Source organism: Nitrospira tepida, from assembly GCF_947241125.1.
Taxonomy (GTDB): Bacteria; Nitrospirota; Nitrospiria; order Nitrospirales; family Nitrospiraceae; genus Nitrospira_G; species Nitrospira_G tepida.
In genome coordinates this window covers 190,421-216,503 of record NZ_OX365700.1, presented here as the reverse complement: position 1 = coordinate 216,503, position 26,083 = coordinate 190,421, and the positions used below count along the sequence as shown (strand labels likewise).

Annotated in this window: 22 protein-coding genes, 1 other RNA gene and 1 pseudogene; 11 read left to right on the top strand and 13 right to left on the bottom strand. The window is 60.5% G+C overall.

The genetic code is table 11. From position 1 onward, the window contains the following. Positions 1 to 113 precede the first annotated feature (113 nt). Complete coding sequence (locus QWI75_RS01085) at positions 114 to 434, top strand: nucleotidyltransferase domain-containing protein (protein ID WP_289266835.1); 321 nt, start codon at positions 114 to 116, stop codon at positions 432 to 434. A 176-nt stretch (positions 435 to 610) separates the two neighbouring features. Beyond that, on the top strand, positions 611 to 817 hold the full coding sequence (locus QWI75_RS22590) for a hypothetical protein (protein ID WP_370693536.1): 207 nt from the start codon (positions 611 to 613) through the stop codon (positions 815 to 817). Positions 818 to 836: 19 nt separating this feature from the next. Here QWI75_RS22590 and QWI75_RS01075 read toward each other — a convergent pair whose 3' ends face one another. The 5 genes and pseudogenes from QWI75_RS01075 to QWI75_RS01055 form a co-directional block, all read right to left on the bottom strand. After that, on the bottom strand, positions 837 to 1,565 hold the full coding sequence (locus tag QWI75_RS01075; protein WP_289266833.1) for a S1 family peptidase: 729 nt from the start codon (positions 1,563 to 1,565) through the stop codon (positions 837 to 839). Then, entirely contained in the window at positions 1,562 to 2,560 is a 999-nt protein-coding gene (locus QWI75_RS01070; protein WP_289266832.1) for a hypothetical protein, read from the bottom strand. The genes QWI75_RS01075 and QWI75_RS01070 overlap by 4 nt, the downstream gene beginning before the upstream one ends. Before the next feature lie 249 nt (positions 2,561 to 2,809). Next, positions 2,810 to 3,109 (bottom strand): annotated as a pseudogene (locus QWI75_RS22585) (toll/interleukin-1 receptor domain-containing protein); the annotation flags it as partial. A gap of 27 nt (positions 3,110 to 3,136) precedes the next feature. Further along, positions 3,137 to 3,883: a hypothetical protein gene (locus QWI75_RS01060; protein WP_289266830.1), complete on the bottom strand. Its 747-nt coding sequence runs from the start codon at positions 3,881 to 3,883 to the stop codon at positions 3,137 to 3,139. 169 nt (positions 3,884 to 4,052) lie between these two features. After that, complete coding sequence (locus QWI75_RS01055) at positions 4,053 to 5,051, bottom strand: ParB N-terminal domain-containing protein (RefSeq protein ID WP_289266829.1); 999 nt, start codon at positions 5,049 to 5,051, stop codon at positions 4,053 to 4,055. 93 nt (positions 5,052 to 5,144) lie between these two features. On the opposite strand from QWI75_RS01055, the gene QWI75_RS01050 reads away from it, so the two are divergent. Then, entirely contained in the window at positions 5,145 to 5,825 is a 681-nt protein-coding gene (locus QWI75_RS01050; protein ID WP_289266828.1) for a glycerophosphodiester phosphodiesterase, read from the top strand. A 409-nt stretch (positions 5,826 to 6,234) separates the two neighbouring features. After that, entirely contained in the window at positions 6,235 to 6,867 is a 633-nt protein-coding gene (locus QWI75_RS01045) for a class I SAM-dependent methyltransferase (protein WP_289266827.1), read from the top strand. A gap of 12 nt (positions 6,868 to 6,879) precedes the next feature. Here QWI75_RS01045 and QWI75_RS01040 read toward each other — a convergent pair whose 3' ends face one another. From QWI75_RS01040 to QWI75_RS01015, 6 genes are all read right to left on the bottom strand, one after another. Further along, positions 6,880 to 7,803, bottom strand: a complete 924-nt coding sequence (locus tag QWI75_RS01040; protein ID WP_289266826.1) for a hypothetical protein — start codon at positions 7,801 to 7,803, stop codon at positions 6,880 to 6,882. Between the two features lie 121 nt (positions 7,804 to 7,924). Then, entirely contained in the window at positions 7,925 to 8,401 is a 477-nt protein-coding gene (locus QWI75_RS01035; protein WP_289266825.1) for a hypothetical protein, read from the bottom strand. A gap of 613 nt (positions 8,402 to 9,014) precedes the next feature. Further along, a complete protein-coding gene (locus QWI75_RS01030) occupies positions 9,015 to 9,839 on the bottom strand; it encodes a polyphosphate kinase 2 family protein (RefSeq protein ID WP_289266824.1) in 825 nt (274 codons plus the stop codon). A gap of 18 nt (positions 9,840 to 9,857) precedes the next feature. Then, positions 9,858 to 10,604, bottom strand: a complete 747-nt coding sequence (locus tag QWI75_RS01025; protein ID WP_289266823.1) for a DUF4412 domain-containing protein — start codon at positions 10,602 to 10,604, stop codon at positions 9,858 to 9,860. Positions 10,605 to 10,646: 42 nt separating this feature from the next. Further along, positions 10,647 to 11,474, bottom strand: coding sequence for a trehalose-phosphatase (gene otsB / locus QWI75_RS01020; RefSeq protein WP_289266822.1), 828 nt, complete (start codon positions 11,472 to 11,474; stop codon positions 10,647 to 10,649). Further along, positions 11,471 to 13,717: an alpha,alpha-trehalose-phosphate synthase (UDP-forming) gene (locus tag QWI75_RS01015; protein WP_289266821.1), complete on the bottom strand. Its 2,247-nt coding sequence runs from the start codon at positions 13,715 to 13,717 to the stop codon at positions 11,471 to 11,473. The genes otsB and QWI75_RS01015 overlap by 4 nt, the downstream gene beginning before the upstream one ends. 50 nt (positions 13,718 to 13,767) lie before the next feature. Here QWI75_RS01015 and QWI75_RS01010 point away from each other — a divergent pair, with 50 nt between their 5' ends. The 7 genes from QWI75_RS01010 (at position 13,768) to QWI75_RS00980 (ending at position 25,018) form a co-directional block, all read left to right on the top strand. Further along, positions 13,768 to 15,552 carry a glycoside hydrolase family 15 protein gene (locus tag QWI75_RS01010; RefSeq protein WP_289266820.1) on the top strand — a complete coding sequence of 595 codons (1,785 nt, stop codon included), beginning with the start codon at positions 13,768 to 13,770 and terminating at the stop codon, positions 15,550 to 15,552. Between the two features lie 19 nt (positions 15,553 to 15,571). Beyond that, complete coding sequence (locus tag QWI75_RS01005; protein WP_289266819.1) at positions 15,572 to 16,096, top strand: macro domain-containing protein; 525 nt, start codon at positions 15,572 to 15,574, stop codon at positions 16,094 to 16,096. Between the two features lie 301 nt (positions 16,097 to 16,397). Then, positions 16,398 to 17,645: an ATP-binding protein gene (locus QWI75_RS01000; protein WP_289266818.1), complete on the top strand. Its 1,248-nt coding sequence runs from the start codon at positions 16,398 to 16,400 to the stop codon at positions 17,643 to 17,645. Between the two features lie 37 nt (positions 17,646 to 17,682). Further along, positions 17,683 to 19,614 carry a site-specific DNA-methyltransferase gene (locus tag QWI75_RS00995; protein ID WP_289266817.1) on the top strand — a complete coding sequence of 644 codons (1,932 nt, stop codon included), beginning with the start codon at positions 17,683 to 17,685 and terminating at the stop codon, positions 19,612 to 19,614. Between the two features lie 19 nt (positions 19,615 to 19,633). After that, positions 19,634 to 21,340: a DUF262 domain-containing protein gene (locus QWI75_RS00990; protein WP_289266816.1), complete on the top strand. Its 1,707-nt coding sequence runs from the start codon at positions 19,634 to 19,636 to the stop codon at positions 21,338 to 21,340. Between the two features lie 3 nt (positions 21,341 to 21,343). Next, entirely contained in the window at positions 21,344 to 24,322 is a 2,979-nt protein-coding gene (locus tag QWI75_RS00985; RefSeq protein WP_289266815.1) for a restriction endonuclease, read from the top strand. Positions 24,323 to 24,439: 117 nt separating this feature from the next. Beyond that, positions 24,440 to 25,018, top strand: coding sequence for a plasmid pRiA4b ORF-3 family protein (locus QWI75_RS00980; RefSeq protein WP_289266814.1), 579 nt, complete (start codon positions 24,440 to 24,442; stop codon positions 25,016 to 25,018). Positions 25,019 to 25,112: 94 nt separating this feature from the next. Here the strand turns inward: QWI75_RS00980 and QWI75_RS00975 are convergent, their stop codons facing one another. Beyond that, entirely contained in the window at positions 25,113 to 25,373 is a 261-nt protein-coding gene (locus QWI75_RS00975; protein ID WP_289266813.1) for a hypothetical protein, read from the bottom strand. A 362-nt stretch (positions 25,374 to 25,735) separates the two neighbouring features. Beyond that, positions 25,736 to 26,082: a transfer-messenger RNA gene (ssrA, locus tag QWI75_RS00970) on the bottom strand. Between the last annotated feature and the right edge of the window lies 1 nt (position 26,083).

Sequence of the window (26,083 nt, the reverse complement as noted above, 5' to 3'; positions counted from 1 at the left end):
TTTTTCCTAAAACGTTCACGGATATGATTCCCGGCTGATCTTACTTCAGGCTCCCTCCAAATATGCCAGCAGGCCCTTTTCATGCTACGATTGGCTCGGATTCGGAGCAGGCCATGGTGTCGCAGCAACAAATAGAGCAAGCGGTCCGCATTCTCGCGCAGGCGGTTCGGCCGGTGAAAATCATTCTGTTCGGTTCCTACGCGCGCGGTGACGCGCGATACGATTCAGACGTCGATTTCCTTGTTGTGGAATCAGCCGTCCCGAACAGGCGCTCCGAGATGGCTCGTCTACGAAACATCCTAAGGCCATTGCGAATTCCTGTAGATGTCATCGTCGCTTCCGAAGCGGAGTTGAGAGAGTGGGGCCATTTGCCGGGCCATATTCTGTACTGGGCGCTGAAAGAAGGCAAAGCGTTGCATGAAGCAACCGCGTGATCTGGCCCTCCGTTATCTTGCCCTCGCCGATCGTGACATCAAGACCTGCCGGCAGCTTTCCGACATTTTCGATAGCCATGACGAAGCGATCGGATTTCACGCGCAAAAGCAATCGAAAAATGTCTTAAGCCGTTCTTGCTGGGAAAGCGATCCCATTCAGAAAAACGCACGACTTGGTGGAACTCATCGATCTCCTAAAAGATCGCTTGCAACTCACGCCTCCCCACGTTGATGTGCTCGATCAGCTCAATCCATTTGCCGTAGCCTTTCGATACGATTTCCTCGATGTCGAACCAGTGAACCGTGGCCAGCTTCGTACAGTAGTCGATACGCTTCGGCACTGGGCAGAACAGCATATCGACTCTCCGTATCCACATGATTGATCAACGTCAAATTCGTTTCTCAGATTGAATCCAATTCCTGAACCTTCAAAGATGCCAAGACCTTCTGCGGCGACTCCGGCGCTCCCGGTTCACCGTGGTCCTCAACTGTAATTCCAAATCCTTCCACGAAATCATGGACGCTCCTCGCTACCACCCCCCGGCCGGATGACTGACCTGCGACGACAACCAGCCCCAATACGTTACCATTCTGAAGGATCGGTCCGCCGGAATGCCCGGAATCAACGGTCGGAGAATAGTACAGGTCTCGATCTTGCCGGGAGGAGATATTCCCCTTAACTACATTCCACGGCCCAGCATTGCCTGGAAACCCAATCATGATGATGTCTTCGCCCCCAGAAAAGCGCGTGGTTTCGGCAAATGGCAACGTTCTGAGTCCCTTCGGTAGATTTTCCCGCCCTCTCACCACTAGCAAGGCCAAGCCTCTCACCTCGTCGTCGCCCTCCAATCCGAGTACCTCAGCTGTAACTGGCATGTTTCGCTTTGTGAAGAACTCCACTCTTGGCTGTGCGTCCCCGGCGACGACGTGGGCCGATGTGACAATATAGGCCGCATTGGTTTCTAACCAGACGATGAATCCAGTGCCGACATTTCCAGTTCCTTGCGGTGGGTTGGCCGTGATCTTGACCACCCCCGCTTGGAGACGGGTGATGTCCTGCGCATACGTGGATTCCACTTGGACCAAGGCGACCAACGCTATCAGCAAATTAACCCATGAAGGCAGGATCATCGGCGTTTGAACTCCCTCCAGAGTCGATAGGCCCCAAGGCTCATCGTGAACACAGCAGCACCAAAACTCAGGAGAACAGCCAGTCTGGCATCATGCCATAGGGCGTCAAATGCGGTCAGGCGACGGCTCTGAATCGGAATTTGCCCGGTCTTCGTGCGGATCTGCTTGGCCATGCCATCACCGAACAGGCGCATGCCACGGTGTTGGGCGCTCAGGCTGACCTCCTTAATCATGAAGCGGTCGAGGCCTTCCAGTCCTATCGCGTCATCTTTGCTCACAGGCACACTCCCTAGATGCGGATAATCTGGAAACGTGATCGTGCCTTGTCCGGTCAGGGCGCTAACCCGCCCACCGGATGAGTCCTGTCTGGTGAAGTCCAGCGTCGTGACCGGGATCGCACCGAAAATAGTAGTTGCGGAGCGTTTGGGTGCGAAGGTCGGTGAAATTCCAGGACCATCTCCCTGTGCCGAGATCTCGATCCAGGATGCCCGCTCCGGCAGGGTGATGCGATACGTCAGCTCGTCATGCTGTTGAAACGGCGAATCCTCAAAACCGCTCACCTGCGCATGGTCCGCGATCAATTTGAAGGGCTCGTGCAGCGACAGAGTAATAGCCCCCTGCCCCGCGACCTTGATCGTGAGCCCCTCACTCTTTCCACCGCGGCTTTCCAGCATGACATGCGTTCCTTGTGCCACCGGTATAGGGTCGAGATGGATGGTTTCCTGCCCGGCGGTGGTGAGTCCCTCCACGGTCACCCTCGGATGCCGCGCGTGATTCTTGGCTGCCAGCGTGACCTTGGCGCTCGCGGCGGGCAACGCCCGCCAGGCCGATGGCGGGAAGTCATCCGTTTCGACTCGATATTGCGCAGGATCCGCCACTTCCAAAGTTTGCGGCTCAAATGCAATTGTGGTGAATTTTTCTATTGCGACCGATCGGACGTCGAGTCCCGCCAAAATCGTCGTGCCTTGAGACGCCGCGCCAACCTCGAACTCCATACGCTCCGTCGTCAACTCGACTTGGACCCGCGCGGAAAGAGGCCATAACATCAGCCCGATCACGACAATTGTCGCCAACAAAGTCGGCGGGCTTACGAGCCAGAGGGGGTGAACCCGCTCCCACCATGGCTTGGACCCGATTTCAATTTTCTGTGGTGGACTTTTGACAAGCCGCTCAATGTCCTTGAGCAGTTGCGAAAATCCGGGGTGGTCGGCGCCCGCTTCCCAACTCACAAGGGATTGGTACGTCCGCTGGGTAAAGCCGAGCGGGATTTCACTCTCGTCGATCTTGATAGGGAGGTATTTCTCTTGCCGCTTGGCCTCACCGGCCTCCGCTTGAACCCATTCGGAATCGACGGACTGTTCCGACCACACAATGATGGCGCACTTGGCCGCTTTGAGTTCCTGTCTGATCACCGCATGAAACGACCCGCCGGTCGGGATGTTGCGATCCCACCAGACGGACCAGCCATATGTCCCCAGCGTTTTGGCGAACTGTTCGACCCAGGGACGGTCCTTGCTCGAATAACTGATGAAGATATCGCTCATGGTGGGTGATCAGGCATCGATCGCCGGCTACTTTACCGTCGGCTTGTGGAAAAACCGCACGGTCTGTTGCAGAGGCTGATTCGTGTCGAGAAAATAGCCTTTGCAGACCAGGGCATACCGGCCTTCTTGTGCGCTTCCCGCGTCCCACCGGACGGTAAAGGGACGGCCGCCGGGAATGCGGCGAAACGTCTGCGTCATGAGCTCCGCCGGTTCCCCTTCTCGATAGACCTTGCAGGAGAGCCGCGCATCTCCGTTGGTCTTCATGGTGAAGAGATAGCCCCCGATCTTCTCGGGCGGCCTGGCGTGATAGAGGATGGCCGGCGCGATGTCTTCGATCGAGGCCGGCGTGTCTTTCTTGAGCCGAACCAGCACGCCCAACTCGTACAAGTTGAGCTTCTGATCCAGTTGCCGCAGCACTGTTCCTGTGGCCCAGGTGAACTCATTGACCGACTTGACCTGCCAATCCTTGACCGGCTTCACTCGATCGAGCCAATAGAACAGCCGGTAATCCTGTTCCCGGACGGTGAGATGAACGGGAGCCTGACCTTGGAGGTAGAATGCGACCCGAAGTTGGTCGGGAAGCCTATCGGCCGGCTCTTGATAATCGACCAGGACTGAGATGACTTCGATGTCATAGCCGGAGACCGGCTTGGGCCTGATGCCTTCGAAGTGGTCACCACGATTCTGGTAATCGAGGTTTGATTCGGCCCAGAGAGACGGGGAGAGTGTGCACAAGACAAGAACGAGAAAACTCTGTGTGAGTTTAAGAGCCATGGCAGGCCCTGGGTGCCGAGGTGTGGGCTCGTTGGAAGTCGCCGGCCGCTCCTGAAATATTGACCTGCTATACAGAGATTTGGGGGTAGTTTAGCGGATATGGGTAGGTGAATCTAGTGAGCCTGTGGAAGGGCCAGCGGTGAAATACTGGTATTTCGCGGAACTCAGTCTACTCCCCCTCATCGGGCACGCCGCCCGACTTTGCCAGATCTTCCGTCTTGATCTTGTCTGGATTGAATTTCTCCGCGGCCTGCATCATCTTCTGGAGCGTCTCGTCGAACGCAGGCGGCGCCGCATCCTTCGGACGGAACCGAATCGGGTTCACGCGCGCGACGACGAAACTCTTCAAATAGGGACTGGTAAGGCCTCGCGCCTTCAAGGCCTCGACCTGCTTGATCACCAGGTCGTCGAGTGCCAGCACCGTCTTGGCCCGCTGCTCCCGGACCGTCATCGCTGCATGCATCGGTCTCGTCAGAAACTCATCCACCCGCTTCAGCACCGGATGGTACGCGCCTCCGCTGAATCGGGGCCGTTCTTCGTAGCAGAGCCCCAAGGTGATGAACGCCGGCTCCTCGAACTCCAGGGCGTAGGTATCTTCGGAGGCATCATCGAGGCGGGCCAGTTCTCGATACATCCGGATGACCTCCAGCGCCTTTTCGCGCAGGTTGTGGGCCTTCTCCGTGTTGAGCGCCAGAATCTGATAGGCGGCGGCCGGCTCTGGGACCACGATGGCCGTAATGCTCTTGGCTCCCAGCGTCTTCATCGCCGAGAGGCGATGGTGGCCGTTGGGCGTCCAATACTTGATCCCGCCCTCCTCATGGCTTCCGGTGCGAACGGCGATGATCGGGTCGAGGAACCGCCCGAGTTTGCTGATAACGGTTTCCAGCTTCCGGACATGGGTTTCCGACAGGTTCCGTTGGTAGGGCGTGGCGGCGACCAGGTCGATCGGAAGCGCCGCCATCACCAACCACTTGCCTCCGTACGGCTCGCGATAGGTCGCCAATGCCTTCCCGCCGTCATCTTCGATCGTCCGATGCAACGAGACCACGTCGCCGGGCGGAGCCGCAGCCTGTAGCTCGGCCGCAGCCAACCCGACCGATGCGCCGGCCGGCTTTCTTCGCCGCCGTCCGCCGGTGGCTGTGGCTTTCTTCGGTTTCTTCTCGGCCATGAGCGGTGCCTATGGTAGGCCACCGGATGGAGGAATGGAAGCCCTCCTGCGCCGCGACCCCGCCTTTCTTGGTAGCATGAGGAGGAGGGACCCATGAAACGGATCATCAAGATCGGCCACCGTGGCGCAGCCGGGCATGCCCCGGAAAATACGTTGGCCTCGCTTCAATATGCGATCGGCCTCGGGCTCGACTACGCGGAATTCGATCTCCGCCGAACGCTGGACGGCGTCTTGGTCCTACTCCATGACGAGCGGGTGGACCGCACCACCAACGGCAGGGGGCGCGTGGAGCATCTGGCCTTTCGCGACCTCAAGACGTTGGATGCCGGCCACGGCAATTCCATTCCCTCGCTGGAAGATGCGCTGCGCCTCGCCAACGGCCGCATCGGACTGATGCTCGAACTCAAAGTACCGCGGATCGCCCAGGACTGCGTCGAGGTCGTCCAACGGCTCCGGTTCGGCAGCCCTGTGCTCTACGCCTCGTTCCTGTTGGACGAGTTGGCCGACATCCGCATGCTCGACCGACAGGCCGCAACCATGGCGCTGTTCTCCAATCTCCCCTCTGATCCACATGGCATCGTCGCCACGGTGCGTCCATCCCGGGCCACCCATGTCGGCCTCCGGCATGACACCATCACGCCAGACTTGATCCAGGACCTGCACCAAGCCGGCTGGCCGGCCTTTGCCTATACCGTGAACGAGCCGGCCGACATTGAGCGGCTCAAGAGATCCGGTATCGACGGGATCATCTCCGATTTTCCCGACCGCCTCTAGCCCGCATTATTCATGAACGCTTCTGTTGCTTAGGCCCATTGCAACAGACAAGCAATGGGCACCCCGATTCGCCGCTGCGACAGAGCCTAAAGGCGGGCGTGCTCGCCGCTCAGTCCCTCGACGTACTGTTTCAAGTACGCCTTAGTCCTTCGCGGCTGTGCTTGGGGGTACCCATTGCTCTTTTTCATTGCAATGGGTCCAACGCTTGGCGACTGCCGGGTACCCGTTGCTCTTCCCGATGCAACGGGTGCAATGCGACGAACCGTCATGAATAATGTGGGCTAACAGGCTCCGGACAAACCCTCCGTTCATCCTTCGAGAGCCTCAGGACGAACGGCGTGTAAAGCCATTGATGACGCACTACACTAGCTGCCGATCATCGGACCGATTGAGATTGAGGAGGTTGGCTATGCTCGCGCGTCTGCGCATCACCCAAGCCCCGCTGATCCTCGTTCTGCTTGCCACCGCTGGTTGTGCCGAAACCGCCTATCGCTACATGAACGATCCTGCGCGGGATGAATGGCAACAACCGAAGGCCGTCGTGGAGGCGCTCAAGATCGCGCCGGGATCCCGCGTGGCGGATCTCGGCGCGGGTGGAGGCTATTTCACGTGGTATTTGGCCGACGCCGTCGGCCCACAGGGGAAGGTCTATGCCGCCGATATCGAAGAGGTCGGTCTCCGCATGGTCCGGGAGGAGGCGGGGAGGCGCGGCTTGCACCAAGTTGAGACCGTCCGATCCACGGCGACGGATGCCAAGCTACTGGAACCGGTCGAACTGATCTTCCTCTGCAACACCTACCACCACCTACGCGATCGCCCGGCCTATTTTCGCGCGCTCGCCGGGTCCCTCACACCGGCCGGCCGCATCGCGATCATCGATTACAAGCCGTCCGGCCTCCCCTGGCTATTCGGCCATGCGACCAGCGAGGAGACCGTGCGGACGGAAATGGAGTCGGCCGGCTACCACCTGGTCGAGGCACCGGACTTCCTGCCCAAACAGCATTTCCTGATCTTTCGCCCGGCGCTTCCACGAGGCCCGTAGTGGGCCACGCTTTCAACTTCGTGGGTTCAGCCGCTTCAGAAGACTCCGTGGGACATCGAACGAATACCGAAGTTGAATCGCGACGTACTTCTGAATCAGCCCGGACCGGTCGAGGGGCCGATCCTCTTCCCGATAGACGGCAAACTCATAGTCCCGCCAACGCAGCGCCAGCCCGATGATCCAGTCCAGCTCGGTGGGGTTGGCATTGTTACTTGCCTCGCGATCGGAAAAGAGATTCGCGTCCGCATACAACACGAGCTTGTTCTTGTAGAGGTCGAGATCGGCATGTGCGACATAGCGGAACAGGGCCTTGCCGGTGTTGTCCGGCCGGGCGAAATAGCTGCTGTTGTGAAACAACCAGCCGGCCCCGGCGTAGGCCGTGAGATTCTGCTGAGGGAAGGTGCTGCGCCACCAGGCGGAGTCCTGCATGGCCACGAAGCGTCCGGTGAGCAGGACATCCCCATATTCCTGGATGAGTGTCCGCCGGTCGAGCCCTGCGTCACGTTCATACTGGATCCGCCACCCCCAGCGATCAATCGAGCCCGTTAGAGCGTACGTGCTGTCCCATTCGGTCAACCGAATCCAGCCGTCTTCGCGATCCGAGAAAAAATTCTGGTCGGTGTAGAACTGCAAGTAATCTTTGTACAGGTTGGTTTCGAGATGGATCATGTGTCGCAGCCCGACCAGGCCGGTATTGTCGGGACGGGCGGCAAAGGTCGGATTGTACGGGAACGCCGCGCTGAGCAAATAGCCGCTGAGCAATGATTCCTGCTCTTGGCCGTTGGACTCCGGTCCATCCATCGACGGCAGCGGCCTTCCATACTTTTCCAACGCCTCCGCAGGAGCGCTCCCCAGACAGAGCCAGGCCAGGACAAGCCATGCCCCCCACGGAGCGGCGATCCGCTGATGGCGGCTCTGTCGGGCACGACCGGCCATGGGAGTCTCCTGATCGAACAGTGCGCGCCAGTGGATGGAAAGGTGGAGCGCCGGACCTCAGGTCACGGCGGTCAGGCTCCTCTTTACCAGAAAGTCCCGCCTGTGAGCGATCAAGAAACGGTTACGAGCAGGGGTCGAAGATGGCTTCGCATTGATCGGCGGCATCGGCTGAAGAGGGCACTGACTGGTAATGGACCGCCGTGATGGCGTCGCCTTCAATCGATATGGTCGCCCAACAGGCGTGGCGGGGGACCGGCACGCTGCTCTTCGACGCCACGATCGACCGGTCGAGAATCGGCGCGCGCCGGTAGTAGGTCAAGAGGGTATGGTCCTCCTGCTTGGTTTCCCGGAGGGGAGGACCGGCGCAGGCGAGGAGTGCTTGGTGGGTCTTCCCGATAATGGCCCGCTGATTGGGAAACAGCTCGTTCCGGCTGTTCTGATGAGCGGACGTCGCACAGCCGGCCGACCAGAGGAGCCCCAGCCCGACGAGCAGATGCAATCCGAACACAGCCTGACCTTGAGCATGGTGCAGGATGCCGTTCATTTGCCCTTTATTCAGATACTCCGAGAACCCGATGACCGGGATGTCACGATTCACCACAAACGCCACGGGCCACCGATGCTGACTAGGCGGGAGGTGGCCCGTGGTTGGCGCTTGTGACGCCGAAGAAGCTGTTCAGTTGTGATGGAGACTCGCGCAAGGGGGAACCATCCGGCTCCTGGCCTCGGGGGAGACGTTCGTCAATCCCAGGCGCTTGGGTTCCTCATGCTCAGGACCGTTTCTCCGCTTCTCACTCGTGTGTGTGGCTGTTTCGCTGTCTCGTGCCGAGAGGCACAGCCGGTGGAGAACCGGTCAGCATGACCGAGCAGAAGCCTAGTCCTGCCTCGGCGAGCCAACCTGACCCGGTGGAGTCAGATCGCTCATTGCGCACCCCCTTTCATCGTGGAATGATCCGGGGTTTTCTCGACAGGCGCGCGCTGTCTCGCCCCCGGTACCCTTCCGATCGTTCTCACGGCGGCTGTCGTTTCTGCGACAGCCCGATCTGAATCTTACCGACTATCGGGACGCAGTCCCTATCTACTCCTGTTGCACAGGCCTGTCAACGGAGAAAAATAGCCCCCGTCGAATGCGTCCATCCGGCTCCATTTTTCATGATGGCGATCCAAGTGGGTTCCTAACCATCGTGATCGCTGTCCGCGTGTGAGTCCCTTCATTCGATCACGAGCCGGTCCCAGTCGATGTCCGCGGACGGCTTGGGACAGCCGAGGTTCATGGCTTCCAGCGCCTCCACCACCGCCCGCGCGACGAGCAGATTGCGAAACCATTTCCGATTGGCCGGCACGATGTACCAGGGCGCCGACTCAGTGCTGGTCTTGGAGATCACAGCTTCAAAGACCCGGAGGTAGTCATCCCACAGTTTCCGTTCCTCCAGGTCGCCTTCGTTGAATTTCCACCGCTTCTCAGGGTCCCGCACCCGCTCCAACAGCCGCTGCTTCTGCTCGTCCTTCGAAATGTAGAGGAAGAACTTCACAATCGCCGTCCCGTTTTCGGTCAAGAGCTCCTCAAATTCCTTGATCTGGCCAAATCGGCGCTTCGCGACCCGGTCGGAAATCATGCCGTGGACGCGGGTAATGAGCACATCCTCATAATGGGAACGGTTGAAGATGCCGATCTGCCCCTTCGCCGGCACCTCTTGATGAATCCGCCAGAGGAAATCATGATTCAACTCCTTCTCGGACGGGGTCTTGAACGAGACGACTTTGCAGCCCTGCGGGTTCACGCCCGACATCACATGCTTGATCGTGCTGTCCTTCCCGCTGGTATCCATGCCCTGCAGCACGATCAGCAAGGCCCGGTCTCCGTTGGCGTAGAGCCGCTCCTGCAAGGCGCTGATGCGGTCGATCAGACGCGCGGTTTCCGCCTTGGCCTTTTCCTTGACCCGCTCGTTCTTCTTGTAGGTACCGGTCTCCCCCGGATCCCATCGATCGAGCTGTAACCGGGTTCCTGGTTTGACGCGATAGGGCTTGAGATTCATGGGCTGGGTGTCTGCCTCTCAGGGTTTGGTTCGTTCGGGAGTGATCGATTTGGGGGCCGTTCCCGGCATCGCCGGTAGAGGCCCTCCAGGCCCCGTCCCGCCCATCAGGGTGTCGTTATCCATCCGCTTGTAGCCGGACGGCGGCGTGAACAGACTGTCTTCCACCGCTCGCGGCTCGACCTTCGTCGCCTCCAGCCGGCTTTCCTCCTGCCCATCCTTGGAGCGGACGATCACCCGCAGGGGAAAGGCGCGGGCTTTGGCCAGATCCAGCAGCCAGGAGGGAAACTCCAGCGGGCTCCTGGCATCACCCGTCATCAATCCAGTCAACGCCGGATTGCCGAGCCCGTTGCCAAGACAGACTTCTTCGGACATGCCGTCGGCCTTTCCTTTCGCCACATAGAGGTCGCAGACCCGGCCGGCCACCTTCTTGGTTTTCCCCGTGCGGGTGATCAGCACTTCGTCGAGCAGCTTCTTGGACATGTCGCCGGGCAGCTCTTCCATTGGAAAGACATAGTACAACTGGTCGTCCGGCTCGACGCCGAAGCCCTGTCGCGCCTTCGCGTCGAACACGAGCACCCCCTTGTCCTCGGCATCGGTGTCGTTTTCAAGCCGGAGCCGGTCGCCCTTGAGATAGAGCAGGTATTGCTCCGGCGTCCCCATCGTCGTGCTGCGCATCCTGATCACTCCTTCAAAGTCGCCGGCGTGACCCAGCCATGGCAGGCCGATGATCGCAAGGCAGACGGCGACGATGCGGCCAAGGCACATCCGAGGACTCTTTTTAGAGGTCATATGGACGCACGAGAGGATTCATCTCGCGGCCGGCCGTCCGGCCGTCATGATTCCCGGAGGCTCGCCGATCGTGTGTGGGGGAGGCCGCATCGAAAGGAGCTTCACCAGATAGTCCAGCAGCCGCGCCACCTGCCCCTGATCGGTCAGGTAGAACTGCGCGCGCGAACCCCTCTTCCGCCCAATGCGCACCGTCACGATGCGGGCATCGGGAAGCGCAAACACATCCTCATCCGTCACATCGTCTCCCACATAGAGAGCCGTCGTCACATTCAGGCGGCGCATGAGCGAGCGGATCGCCGCTCCCTTATGGGGAGAGCCGGCCGGGACCGCGTTCACGACGGCCTTTCCGAGGATGATGCGGGGCGCGGGCGTCAACCGCGAGAGCGCCTCCTTGGCCTTCCGCTTCGCGCGGGTGCTGTTTCGCGTGCCCCGATAATGGAGGGTGAGGGAGTAGGTCTTATCCTCAAGCGTGATGCCCTCGTCGTGAAGCTTTGCGCCGGCAGAGCCTCCAAGCTGTTCCCGCCAGGACCGTGAGACCGCCTGGGCTTGATTCCGGACTTCGGCTTCCTCCTGCGTCCCCTCTAACCCGTGATTGCCGATGAGATAAGAGACGGCTCCCTCGATCCTCGGCTCCAAGTCCTCCAGCGCCCGGCCCGAGACCACCGCCGTCGGGGCCAGCCGGCCGAGTTCATGAAGCGCCCGACGCACCTGCGGCGTCACCTGGGCGCGGTCCCGTTCCCGGACAATCTCCGCCAAGGTGCCGTCGAAATCGAAGGCATAGAGCGATTCGGTCCGGCTGAGCGCCTCCAACCGCGCCAGCCCGCTGTCGGAAAACAGATCGATCATCGAAGCGATTCCCTTCCCAAGGCCTGATCGGGCTGCGTGACCTTGCGCATGACCCGCTGGCGCTGGCGGATGCGGGCCGCATCGATCAACATGCGGCCGGCCCACCGGTAGACATTGAACTCCTGGATCAAGCCCCGCATGCTCCGCATGCGCGTCCGTTGCTCGGCCGGCGGCATCGTCAAGGCTAAGTGCAACGCCGCCGCGCACTGGTCGATATTGTAGGGATTCACGACCAGCGCTTCCGGCAACTCGCGGGCCGCGCCGGTGAACTGGCTCAAGATCAACACGCCCTGCTCGTCGTCGCGCGCGGCGATGAACTCCTTCGCCACCAAATTCATGCCGTCGTGCAAGCTGCTCACGATGCAGAAATCCGCCCCGCGGTAGTACCCGAACGTGTGCGGCGGCTCATGGTGCTCGATGTTCAGATAGATGGGTTGGTAGCCCTCGCGTCCGAATCGCCTGTTGATCGCGTCGGCCAAGGTGCGCACCTGCGCGGCGAATTGTTGATATTGATCGATGATGGAGCGGCTGGGCGCGGCCACCTGGATGAACGAGAACCGGCCGATCCATTCGGGCTGCAATTCCAGCAGCCGCTCCACGGCCATGAACCGTTCGAGGATGCCCTTCGTATAGTCCAATCGATCCACGCCGAGCCCGATCAGCCGCTCAGGCTCGATGTCGTGACGCTCGCGGATCTGCCGGCGGCAGGCCTCCACAGGCGGCTGGCCGGCCACCCAGCGGCTCGGCCATTCGATGGAGATGGGGTAGGGATTCACCGCCGTCAACTTGCTCCCGTAGGAGATCGTCGAGCTGTCCCGATCGATGCGGGCTTCCAGATACCGATCGACGCTGTCGAGAAAGTTGTTGCCGTGGACCCTGGTATGGAATCCCAGGATGCTGCTGCCCAGAAGCCCGTCCAGCAGGTCTTCCCGCCAGGGGCAGATGCCGAACAGCTCGGCGTTGGGCCAGGGAATGTGCCAGAAAGTGATGATGGTCGCATGGGGCAGCCGTTCACGAATCATCTTGGGGAGCAGGGCAAAATGGTAATCCTGAACCAACACGACCGGATTGTCCGTCTTGGCCTCCTCCTGCACCGCCTGGGCAAACCGCGCATTGACCTCGACGTAGGCCTTCCAATCGGAGGAGCGGAACACGGGCCGGACATGGGCCAGATGGCAGAGGGGCCAGATGCCTTCGTTGGCGAATCCATAGTAATAGCCCATCTCTTCTTCCGGCGACATCCAGACCCGGCGGATGTCGTAAGACGGCTGGTCCGGAGGCACCCGCACGTGATCCCGGACGTCGACGGCGTCGCGGTCGGCCGATCCGCTGCCATGCGCGATCCAGGTGCCGGAACAGGCCCGCATGACCGGCTCCAGGGCCGTGACCAACCCGCTCGCCGGCACCTGCACCTCGATGCGGTCCCCTCGCCAGTTGTGGATATAGGGTTCGCGGTTCGACACGATCAACACTTCGTCCCCCGCCAACTGATCGTGCAGGATGCGGCGCAAGGCGGCCGGCGTCCAACTGATCCGGCTCTCATCGCGCAGGCGGCGATCGGCCTCCAGATCTTGAATCAACGCGCGCAGGTCCTTCGCCACCGGCCGCAGCTCGGGAGCATGGTCCTGGTCGGACGGCGCCAAGGGATTGCCTCCCTGCAACAGGTCCCGCACGCCCGAGACCCATCCGCGCCAACTGAGATGGGCGACCAACACGGTCACGAGCGAAATCACCGCGCCCATCACCACGAACAGATAGAAGATGTAGCGCTTCGTGTCGGCGCTCCGGCGCTCGACCCAGCTCATATCGTGGACGAGAATCAGATGCCCGAGGAATTTATTGTCCACGCGAACCGTCCGCGAGGCCACATGGACGGGGCCCGTCGTCAGCGGCAGCACGGCGGTGCGGTCCGGCGCCACGCTGTTGGGACCCGTACAGGGAATGGCGTCGGGGTAGGTCTGCGTCCTGTACAGGAGCCGCTCGGCCTGGTCGCAGAGCCCGATCGCATACAGCCGCTCGTCCTGAATGACGCGGTGAAAATACGCAAGCAGCTTGGCCCTCGCTTGGCCGGCGAGCATGTCGGCCACGGGGCCTTCCATGGTGCTGGCGATCAGTTTCGACCGCATGTCCAAATCGCGCACGAACCACTTGAGCGCGAAGGTATCGACCAGGGGAATCACGGCATAGGCAAGAAGGGCCAGGACGATCGCGAGGGGCAGGAGGAACCGGAGGGACAGGCGCATTGTAAAACCTTAGTTTACTTCAGCAGGCAAATCAAATATTGTTTCGGACCATGTACCCCTACGGCTTGATCGGCAACTGCCAGATGTCCGCGCTCGTCAGCGACCGGGGCTCGATCGAGTGGATGTGTTTGCCGCGGCCCGACAGCCCGCCGGTGTTCGGGCGGCTGCTCGATCCCGAAGGCGGGCACTTCTCGATCACGAGCCCGACTCCGTCGGACCAGGTCCGCACGTCGCAGCGCTATTTGCCCAACACCAACATCCTGGTGACCACCGTCGCCCTCGGCAACGGCGACGCCTACGAGATCACGGACTTCTGCCCGCGATTCGAGCAGTACGGGCGGATGTACCGCCCGTCGGCCCTGTTTCGCGTCGTGGAGGCGATCTCCGGCACCCCCTCCGTCGTCGTCAGTTGCCGGCCGGTGACCGGCTGGGACAAGACGCCCGCGCAACCGGTCCGCGGCAGCAGCCACATCCGCTACGAGATCCGGGGCGAGCCCCTGCGCCTGCTCACCAACATGCCCCTGACCTACCTGAGCGAGGAAACGCCGGTAGCCCTGACGCGAACACTCTACTTCGGCCTCACCTGGGGGTTGGGGATCGAAGACGACCTGGTCAAGGTGAGCCACGAATTTCTGGAGCAGACGACCCGGTACTGGCGCACGTGGGTCAAGAACTGTTCCGTGCCGTTGTTGTTTCAACAGGAGGTGATCCGGTCGGCGCTCATCCTCAAACTCCATTGCTATGAAGACACGGGAGCGATTCTCGCGGCCCTCACCACGAGCCTCCCGGAGCAGGTGGGCGGCGCCCGTAACTGGGATTACCGGTTCTGTTGGCTTCGGGACGCCTATTACTCGCTCACGGCCTTTCACAACTTGGGGCATTTCGAGGAGATGGAGGCGTTTCTGCAATTCCTCCTCAACATCGCCCACGCGCATGAAGAGTCGCGCGACCGTTTGCGCCCCGTCTACAGCCTCGGCCAGAGCCTGCCGCTCCCGGAAACCGAGCATACGAACTGGAAAGGCTACCAGGGCAGCACGCCCGTGCGGAGCTGCAACCAGGCGGCCGAGCAGGTGCAAAACGATGCCTACGGCGAAATGATCCTGACGTTCGCGCCGATCTTCTTCGATGAGCGGTTCATCGACCTGCGCACCAAAAACCTGGAAGCCCTGCTGGCGCATCTGGCGCAGCTCTGCATCCGGAGCATCGGCCAGCCGGACGCGGGACTCTGGGAGATTCGCGGCGGCTGGCAGGAACATTCTTTCACGAACCTGATGTGCTGGGCCGGGCTGGAACGGCTGGAGCGGATCAAGCGCGCCGGCTATCTGGGCTCGTTTGCGCTGGACCTGGCCGCCTCCCGCGTCCGCGCTGCGGAAGCGCTGCTGCGGGCCGTGAAAGAGGGGGTGGTCCGCAACGGGCCGGCGGACGACAGTTTCGATGCAGCTTTGGCCCAACTGCCGATCTTCGGCTATCCCAATGTGCCCCTCTGCGAAGCGACGACCTTGCAGATTGTCCGCGAACTCTCGCTCCGCCTGGAGGGAAAGGACACAGGCTTTTTCTACCGGTATGTCCGCGAGGACGACTTTGGGACGCCCGACGGCGGGTTCGTGATTTGTTCGTTCTGGGTGGCCCATGCCCTCGCCCGGCTCGGCCGGATCGCGCAGGCACGCCAGGTGCTGTCAGACGTGATGGCTGGCTCGAACCGGTTGGGCCTGTTCTCGGAGCATTTCATTCCCTCCACTCAGACCCAATGCGGCAACTTTCCGCAGGCCTATTCCCACGTGGGCCTCATCAACGCCGCATTCGCCGCCAGCCCCTCCTGGAACGAAGTGCTGTGAGCCACCCGCAGCTTAGAGAATGTTAACCCTGAAAGAAGTGGAGCATTTCCCCATGATCAAGGACGTGACCGGAGACATTCTGTTGTCGAAAGCGGGAGCCATCGCGCACGGCGTCGCCCCCCACGATGATTTCAAGCAGGGCCTGGCGCTCCAGCTCAGAGAACAGTGGCCGGGCATGTACAAAGATTTTCGCCACTACTGTCAGACCGTCAATCCCAAGCCCGGCACGGTCTGGTCCTGGAAAGGCCCCAACGCCCCGGTCATCATCAACCTCCTCACGCAGGAGCCTCCGCCCGATCACCAAAGCCGTCCCGGCAAGGCGACCCTGCCGAACGTCAACCACGCGCTACAGGCGCTGAAGAAGGAAGCGCAGGAACAGGGGATCAAGAGCTTGGCCATCACGAGGGTGGCCACCGGCGTCGGCGGCCTCACGTGGGAGGAGGTGCAGCCGCTGATCACGCAGATACTCGGCGATCTCAAGATCCCCGTCTACCTCTATTCGACGTATAAGAAGGGACTGGCGGCGGAAGAGGTGTGGCCGTAGAACGCATTATCCATGAACGCTCCCACCGCAACCGCGCACTCGCTGCTGCGACCAGCCTGCACACGGGCTTGACCTCCTGTGCAGGGGGCGGGCTCGCCACTCAGACCCTCGACGTACTGTTTCAAGAGCCTGGCGAACTCGGAAGCCGGAGACTTCCGAGCGCTTCCGAGTCGAGTTTCAGGCGCTTACGTCTGGCGGTTCCCTCCTCACCTTATGCTTTCAACTGGCCGGGCTCAATGGTTTCAATTGGCCGACCCATAACCTTGCACTTAGCCGACACATAACGTTACAATTGGCCGCCATGACGGCGGCTGCGTGCTACCCCCGCTTTGCCGAGTCCTCTCTCACCGAAGCGCTGGCGGACACGCCCGTCGTCCTGATCCACGGGCCGCGCCAATCCGGGAAGACCACGCTGGCGCAAAAGGTCGGCGAGGCCCGAGGGTACAGCTACTTCAGCTTTGACGATCACGTCGTCTTGACGTCGGCGCAGGCCGATCCGGTCGGTTTCGTCGGCGATCTGCCGGAGCGAGCCATCCTCGACGAGATCCAACGTGCGCCGCAGCTCTTTACCGCCATCAAGACCGCCGTAGATCGCCGTCGCACGCCGGGGCGCTTCATCCTGACCGGATCGGCCAACGTGCTGCTGGTTCCCAGGCTCGCCGATTCCCTCGCCGGACGCATGGAGATCCTGCGGCTCCACCCGCTGGCGCAGAGCGAACTCGTCGCCCGTCCCGCCCCTTTTCTCGACCGACTCTTCACCGGAAAGTTCAAGACGAGAACCTACGAGCGTCTTGGGGCCGGCTTGATCGAACGACTCGCCGCTGGTGGCTACCCGGCCGCTCTGGCTCGGCCCGCACCGCGCCGTCGCACCGCCTGGTATCGTGACTACATCGAGACCATCGTCCAACGTGATGTACGGGACCTCGCGCGGATCGGCGCGCTCGACACGCTGCCACGCCTGCTCGCCCTGGCGGCAGGGCAGACGGCGCGGCTTCTCAACTTCAGCGACCTGGCGAGCCCGTTCCAGTTGAGCCGGCCGACGATCCGGGACTATGTCACACTGCTCGAACGTGTATTCCTACTGGAGCCGCTCCCGCCGTGGCATAGTAACCGGCTGAGCCGGCTGATCAAAACACCGAAGCTCCATCTCGGAGATACGGGAGTCGCCTGTGCGCTCCTGGGGCTCGACGCGTCTACGCTGGCACAAGACCGTTCCATGCTCGGTCAACTGTTGGAAACCTTCGTGTTCCAGGAACTGCGGCGGCAGGCGAGCTGGCACGAGACGCCCATCACCTTTCATCATTTCCGGGACAAAGACGGCGCCGAGGTCGACATGGTCCTGGAGCGCGGCGCCCACGAAGTGGCCGGGGTCGAAGTGAAAGCGGCGGCTACCGTCACGGAGGCGGACTTCCGAGGCCTTCGAAAGCTCCGGGAGGCGGCCCGCACACGCTTCGCGTCGGGCGTGGTGCTGTACGACGGCGAGGCGAGCGCGGGCTTCGGCGAGGGGTTTTACGCCGTGCCGATCCGGCTGCTGTGGGAGATGGCATGAATCCGGCGCCACGGCACGTATCAAGCGAGGGACCACCATGACAAACGACCAACCCGACAAGCTCGACCTCCGCTCCCACGATATCGCCGAGGACAAGCGGCAGGAGCTGCTCCGCCTGTTTCCGGAGATTCGCACGGAAGGCGGCAAGCTCGACTTCGAGCGGTTGAAGCTCGCCCTCGGCGAAGCGGTGGATGTCGGCAAGGAACGCTACGGCATGACTTGGCCGGGTAAGGCCGAGTGTTTCAAAACCATCCAGATGCCAAGTCTCGGCACGCTGCGTCCCTGCCAGGACGAGAGCGTCGACTTCGACACGACCGAGAACCTCATCATCGAGGGCGACAACCTGGAGGTGCTCAAGCTCCTGCAGAAGTCCTACCTGGGCAAGGTCAAGATGATCTATATCGATCCGCCCTACAACACCGGCAACGACTTCATTTATCCCGACAACTACGCGGAGAGCCTGCAAACCTACCTGGCATACACAGGCCAGGTGGATGCGGAGGGGAAGAAATTCGGCACGAACACCGAAGCCGACGGCCGGTTCCATTCGAAGTGGCTCAACATGCTGTATCCGCGGCTCTATCTGGCGAGGAATCTGTTGCGGGAGGATGGGGTGATCTTTGTCTCTTGTGATGACAATGAGGTCCACAACCTGCGGGCGCTGATGAATGAGGTGTTCGGCGAGGAGAACTTCGTGGCCAATATCATCTGGCAGAAGGTCTTTTCGCCCAAGAACTCGGCTAGGCATTTCTCGGAAGATCATGATTACATTGTGCTCTATGCGCGTCAAGCGGAGACGTGGCGGCCCGAGCTTTTGCCGCGCACAGACGAAATGGAGGCGCGCTATGACAATCCAGACAACGACCCAAGAGGACCTTGGACATCCGGCGATCTCTCGGCGCGAAACTATTACAGCGAAGGTATTTACCCGGTCACCTGCCCATCTGGCCGAATGGTCGAAGGGCCGCCGCAGGGTAGATACTGGGTCATATCAAGAGACAAGTTTCTTGCACTGGATAAGGATGGTCGGATCTGGTGGGGCAAGGATGGGAATGGCACACCGAGACTCAAACGCTTTCTCTCAGAAGTAAAGCAAGGTCGTGTCCCACAAACATTGTGGCCATATTCAGAGGTCGGCCATACGCAGGACGCGAAGAAGCAGTTAATGGAGTGTGTGGCCTTCGAGCAAACGGACAATGTCCTCGACACGGTGAAGCCGACGGGTTTGATTCGAAAGATGCTGCAAATTGCCACGCGTCCTCAAGAAGCTGACATCGTACTCGACTTTTTCGCTGGAAGCGGTTCCACCGGACACGCGATTCTGGCTCAGAACAAAGAGGATGGCGGAAATCGACGGTTCGTGCTCGTTCAGCTCCCCGAGCCTCTATCAAAGCCGGAAACATCTCTGAAGACCATCGCCGACATTTGCAAGGAGCGCATTCGTCGGGTCATCAAGAAGCTGAACGACGAGGAGGCGCAGGCGTCGCCGCAGTTGGCGTTGCCTCACCCCTCTCACCCCAACCCTCTCCCGGAGGGCGAGGGAGCAAAAAAGGACCGCGGCTTCCGCGTCTTCAAACTGGTCGAATCGAACTTCACGCCCTGGGACGCCGAAGCGCCCAAGGATGCCGAATCACTGGCCAAGCAGCTCGAACTGCACATCCGCCACATCCGCGACGACCGCACCGAGCAGGACCTTCTCTTTGAACTCCTGCTCAAGAGCGGCTTTCCGCTCACCACGCCTATCCAGACCCTCATGCTGGAAGGCCAGCCGGTGCACAGCGTGGCCGATGGCGCCATGCTGATCTGCCTGGAGCGCGAGCTGACCCTGGAACTGATCCGCGCCATGGCCGGCAAGAAGCCCGAACGCGTGGTCTGCCTCGACGAAGGCTTTGCCGGCAACGACCAGCTCAAGGCCAATGCCGTGCAGATCTTCAAGACCAAGGGCGTGACGAACTTTAAGACAGTGTGACCCGACAAGGAGTTCCTCCATGTCCGCCATCCACTTCAATACGTCCAATCAGACATTTCGACAACTCATGGGTAACGGACTGTCCTTTCGAGTCCCTCGGTTCCAGCGGGACTATAGCTGGACCCAGGACGAGTGGGATGATTTGTGGCAAGACATCCAAGGCACGCTCCAGGGCGGCGAGCCGGCGCACTACATGGGGTACCTGGTCCTTCAAACTCGCGACAATAAGGTTTTTGACGTGATTGACGGCCAGCAACGTATGACGACACTGAGCCTGATGGTCCTTGCCGTTCTGAGAGCGATACAGGACCTCGTGGACTCCAACGTGGAAGCCGACAACAACCGCAGGCGGATCGAACAGCTACGTAGTTCCTATATCGGATTCCTCGATCCCGTCACCCTGGTTCCACAAAATAAGTTGACCTTAAATCGGAACAACGACGGCTATTACAAGGACTACCTCGTCCCCCTTCAAAAATTGCCGCAACGCCGCCTGCGGGCATCGGAACACGCACTGCGCAAGTCCTTCGAATGGTTCTACAAACAGGTCCGCGACACCTATGGAAAAGAGCGGAGCGGAGCTAGCCTCGCGAAGTTTATCGATGAAGTGTCAGACAGACTCTTTTTCACCGTGATTACGGTGACCGACGAACTGAACGCGTTTAAGGTCTTCGAAACGCTCAACGCACGCGGTGTACGATTGTCGCCTACAGACCTCCTCAAAAATTACCTATTTTCGGTGGTTCACCGCGACAGCACGCACACCGGTGAGATTGAGACTTTGGAGCGCCGCTGGGAGGCTATGGTCGGACGACTCGGGGGGGAAAGCTTCCCCGATTTCCTGCGTGTGCACTGGAATAGCCGACGAAAGTTTGTCCGCGAGGCAGATTTGTTCAAGACCATCCGAGCCGAGACTCCAACCAAGGCGCGAGTCTTTGAGCTGATTCGCGATATGGAAGAGGACATCGACACGTACGTGGCTTTGTCCAATCCGGAAGATGCATTGTGGTCCGACGACCAGAGGTCATATGTGCGCGAGTTACGCATGTTCAGCGTCCGCCAGCCTTGGCCTGCCTTGATTGCCGCGCGCCGCGCTTTCGATCTGCAAGGCTTCACAGCTTTTTTGAAGACCTGCAGTGTCATTGCGTTCAGATACAACGTCATCGGAAGCCTGGCCACCAATGAACAGGAACGGGTCTACAATTCAGTCGCCCTTCGGATTGCCTCGAAGGACATCCTTTCTCCGGCAGATGCCATACGGTCACTCGCTCCCATTTATGTCCCCGATCAGTCCTTTCGCCAGGCGTTTGCAGAAAAGGTGTTGCCCACGACTTCATCGCGGAATCGCCACGTGGCTCGATACATACTCTTCAGCCTGGAGCGGTACCTCACAGGGCAGGAATATGACATCGACAGCCCGCAATACACGTTGGAACACGTTCTTCAGGAAAATCCTGATGGGAATTGGCCGGAGTTCACAGACGAGCAGGCATTGGAATCGGTGTACCGTCTCGGTAATCTGACGATCATGGAGGCAGGGCAAAACCGTGACCTGGGTAATGCGGGATTCGACAGCAAACAGCAAGCCTATCGCCAAAGCCCTCTGGAAATTACAAAGAAGATTGCCCTCGAAAATACCGAGTGGAACGTGGAACGGCTCGCTGCGCGGCAGCGCTGGATGGCAAACCAGGCTACGTCCATTTGGAAGATATCCCAATTAGGCTAGGCCGTGAAGCTTCAATTCGACGCGAACCAGCAATTCCAACTTGACGCTGTCGCGGCTGTCACCGACCTCTTCGACGGCCAGCCTCAAGGGGCGCCGGAATATGCCGTCATCAACCTGGGCACAATGGAAGGACTCTATGCCGGGCAAGAACGTACGGAGCTGGGCGCGGGCAACCGCCTGCTCCTTGCGGAGGACAAGCTGCGCCGGAACCTGCGCGCGATCCAGACCCGCAACGATATCGAGGTGAGTGATCCCGATGCCGCGCCCGAGGCATGGGAGCTGTTCGACGCCCCTGCCAACCTCGCGCGCCGCTGCCCCCACTTCTCGGTCGAGATGGAGACCGGCACGGGCAAGACCTATGTGTATCTCCGGACTGTCTTCGAGTTGTCGCGGCGCTACGGTTTTCAGAAGTTCATCATCGTGGTGCCGAGCGTGGCCATCCGCGAGGGCGTCCTGAAGAACATTGCGATCACCGCCGAGCACTTCCGCGCGCTCTACAACAATCTGCCCTTTGAGCACTTCGTCTACGACGCGAAGAAGGTGAACCGGTTGCGGCAGTTCGCGACCAGCAACACCCTGCAGATTCTGGTCATCAATATCGACGCCTTCCGCAAGAATTTCACCGGCACGGAAGAAGAGCAAAAGAGCAACGTCATCTACAAGGAAAGCGACAAGCTCTCGGGGCGCCAGCCGATCGAGTTTGTGCAGGCGGCTCGGCCCATCGTTATCATTGACGAGCCCCAAAGCGTGGATGCGACCGAGAAGGCGCAGGAAGCGATCAAGACGCTCAACCCGCTCTGCACGCTACGCTACTCAGCTACGCACCGGAACCCCTACAACCTGGTCTACCGCCTCGATCCGGTGCGAGCGTTCGAGCTGAAGCTGGTCAAGCAGATCGTGGTCGCGAGTGCCAGAGCCGATGGTGCGACTAACGAGGCCTTCGTGCGGGTCGAGCAGATTGACTACAAGAAGGGGATCAAGGCGAAGCTCCGCATCCACGCCCAGACTTCGGATGGCCCCAAGGAGAAGGCAGTCACGGTCAAGCAGGGGGCCGATCTCTTCACGGTCTCCAATGAGCGTGCGACCTATCGTGACAGCTTTGAGGTGGCTGAGATCAACGCTGAACCTGGCAACGAGTACCTGCGCTTCTCAAACGGCCGCACGTTGCGGCTTGGCGAGCAGATCGGCGGCCTGCGCGAGGACGTCTGGCGGGTCCAAATCAAGCACACCGTCAAGAAGCACCTGGAGAAGGAGCTTCTCGTACGCGCGCGGGGCCTCAAGGTCCTGTCGCTCTTCTTCATCGACCGCGTCGCCAACTACCGTGACTACGGCGGCGACGGGAAGCCGACGAAGGGAAAGTTTGCCGAGGCGTTCGAGGCGGCGCTGTCGGAGTTCGCGAAGGATGAGCGCTACCAGAGTTTGGAGTGGCTGAAGGAACCGGTTGACCGCCTGCACAACGGCTATTTTGCCCAGGACAGGAAGGGAGTGCTCAAGGATACGCGAGGCGATACTCAGGCCGACGACGAGGTCTACAACCTCATTATGAAAGACAAGGAGCGCTTGCTCTCACTGGACGAGCCACTCCGGTTCATCTTCAGCCACTCCGCGCTGCGCGAGGGCTGGGACAACCCCAACGTCTTCCAAATCTGCACGCTCAACGAGACCCGGAGCGTGGTGAAGAAGCGGCAGGAGATCGGCCGCGGCCTGCGTCTTCCGGTGGACCAGACCGGCGTGCGTGTCTTTGATGAATCGGTGAACAAGCTCTATGTCATGGCGAACGAAAGCTACGAGGACTTCGCCCGCGCGTTGCAGACCGAGTACGAGGAAGACTGCGGCGTGACCTTCGGCAAGGTGCCATTCACGGCGTTCGTGAAGCTGACCCGGATCGTGGATGGCGTGGAGCAACCGATCGGCCGGGATGCGGCGGAGGCGGTCCGCGCATCGTTGGTCCAGCAGAAGATGCTTGATGCTGACGGGCGTATTCAGTCCGCGTTTGACCCCAAACGGAAGGACTTTAAGCTTAATCTGCCCGAGGCGCACCGCGACCTGGCGCCGGCCGTGGTTGACCTGCTCGCCGCATACCAGATCGAGCGGCACATCCGCCGGGACCGGGACGAAGGAACGAACCGGCTCAAGAAGGAGATCACCCTCAGCCCGGAGTTCCAGGCACTCTGGGATCGGATCAAGCCGAAGACCACCTACCGCGTGGAGTTCGAGACCGATGCGCTCGTGGCGCGCGCGGTGGAAGCTATCAAACGCATGGAGAAGATCGAAGCGCCGAAGATCCACGTCGCCGCAGGGCAAGTCCAGGTCGTGAAGGGTGGGGTGGTCACGACCGCCGTGAGCGTCGCCGAGGAGCGGCCTGTGTACGGTGTGCGCCCTCTGCCGGACATCCTCGCCTACCTCCAGAACGAGACTGAACTGACCCGCTCAACGCTCGTGCGCATCCTCAGGGACTCCGGCCGGCTTGCGGACGTGTTCCAAGACCCGCAGCGCTTCCTCGATCAGGTGGCGGCGATCCTCAAGCATGAACTACATCGCTTGCTCGTGGACGGCATCAAGTACGAGCGGCTGCCCGGTACCGGTGCCGACGCCGAATGGGAGATGCTGCTCTTTCAGAACGAGGAACTCATCAACTACCTGAACGCACTCCAGGTGAATAAATCTGTCTACGAGTACGTGGTCTACGACTCGGAGGTAGAGCGCGAGTTCGCCCGGAAACTCGACCAGCGCGAGGACATCAAGCTCTTCGTGAAGCTCCCCTCCTGGTTCAAGGTCGATACCCCCGTGGGGGAGTACAACCCGGACTGGGCCATCGTCAAACGCGATGGCCACACGCTGTACCTCGTCCGCGAGACGAAGGGCACGCGTGATTTTCTCAAGCTTCGCACGGTCGAGACGGATAAGGTGCGGTGCGGCCAGCGCCACTTCGAGACGCTTGGCATCCCGTTTGCCGTCGCCGTGTCGGCCGACGAAGTGTGAGTTCACCGAATAACGAGAGAAACCTACCGGGAACCCTATTATGTAGATGACATCTCTGCGACTAGGAAAAGAGGCCGGAAGTCACTCCACACGGCGGTTCCTCGCAACGAGGCTGGCATGAAACAGGGCAAGGATAAAAAGGATAAGATCGGCGCGTCCGTGTACCAGCTCAAGGTCTCCTTGCGGGAGATCAAGCCTCCGATTTGGCGCCGCGTGCAGGTGCCCGGCGATATCACCTTGGCGAAGCTGCACCGCGTGTTACAGGTCGTGATGGGATGGACCAATTCACACCTGCACAAGTTCAGTATCGGAGGAGTGGACTACGCCGAGCCGGACCCGGATGGGTTCCTGAACTTCCAGAGCGACCGGCGCGCTCGTCTGAACAAGGTGGCGCGCGCAATGCAGAAGTTCGAATATGAATATGACTTCGGGGATAGCTGGGAGCACGACATCGTCGTCGAAAAGACGTTTCAGCCGGAGCCCGGAGCCTCCTACCCTGTTTGTCTGGCAGGCGAGCGGGCATGCCCGCCCGAGGATTGCGGCGGCCTGTGGGGATATCAGGACTTTCTCGAAGCGATCATGAATCCCGCCCACACCGAGCACGAGGCGATGTTGACCTGGGTCGGCGGCAGCTTTGATCCGGAGACGTTCGATCTGGACGCCGTCAACGCCTCGCTCCGGCGCCTTCGGGGCTAACCCACATTATTCATGACCGCTTCTACTGCAACCGTCAACACGCGGTTTCGTCACGAACCGTCATGAATAATGTGGGCTGAAGCGATGGCGGCTGTCAGTTGACGGAGTCCTTCAGGCCCCACTCGCGTAACGCGCGCTCGTTCACGGCGCGAAGGAATCGGGGCCGCAGCACCAGGTCGAAGACCTCTTCTTTGCCCGGACAGAGACGCAGGATCTCCCTCCGCGCATGTTCGATGACATCCAGCGAGTCGGAACGGCTCAGGGGTGTCCTGTCCAACAGATAGAGGGTCACATCCGCGACCCGTCGGACCCGATCTATCCGGTACTGTTCCTCTTGAAGTTCCGTCGGATCCATGTGGAGCGGCGACCTATGGCTGGCCAGCGGAAGCGCGAATTAGGCCCTCCTTCGCGGACGCTGTCGCGGGCCTCTTTCGAAGGTTGAGTATAAGGGAACCGGCAGGACAGCCATTGCGGTGTTTCTCCAGCGGTCTATGAAAGCAAAGGAAGGAAACACGTATAAGGCGCTTCTCCGCCGGCGTCAATCTCGATAAATCGAAAAAGAGCCGGCGGTTCAAGCCAAGCTTGGCATAGAGGAGCTTCGCCCGATGAGCCGCCGGATCACACGAACCGAAGGAAGAATCGCTGGAGGTGTTTATCCGCGGGCGTCAATGAAGAAGGCTTCGCCTGAAGTGCCCGCGGTACACGTCAAGCGAGGGATGGTGGAGGCGGCGAGAGTTGAACTCGCGTCCGAAGACCGTCAGCGCACCGACCCTCCATGCGTAGTCGGCGATTTGGATTCGCCACCGTTCATGTCCGCCGACGGGCTAAGAACGGCCGCTAGCTCAGAAAGGTCTCGCCCTTCCCCGCTGAGCACCGGAGTCGGGCCAGCCTGCCACATCGCGCCCCCTCACCCCCGCAGGCAAGAGATGAGAGAACGTCACAGCTTAAGCTGCGAGTGCCAGTTCTTGGTTGGCAGTTGTGTATGTTCCTCGAGGTTTAACGAGTCTCCAGGAGCTCGGCATGCGTCAGTGGCGTCAGTGTCCCCGTCGAAACCGGTCGCCCCCT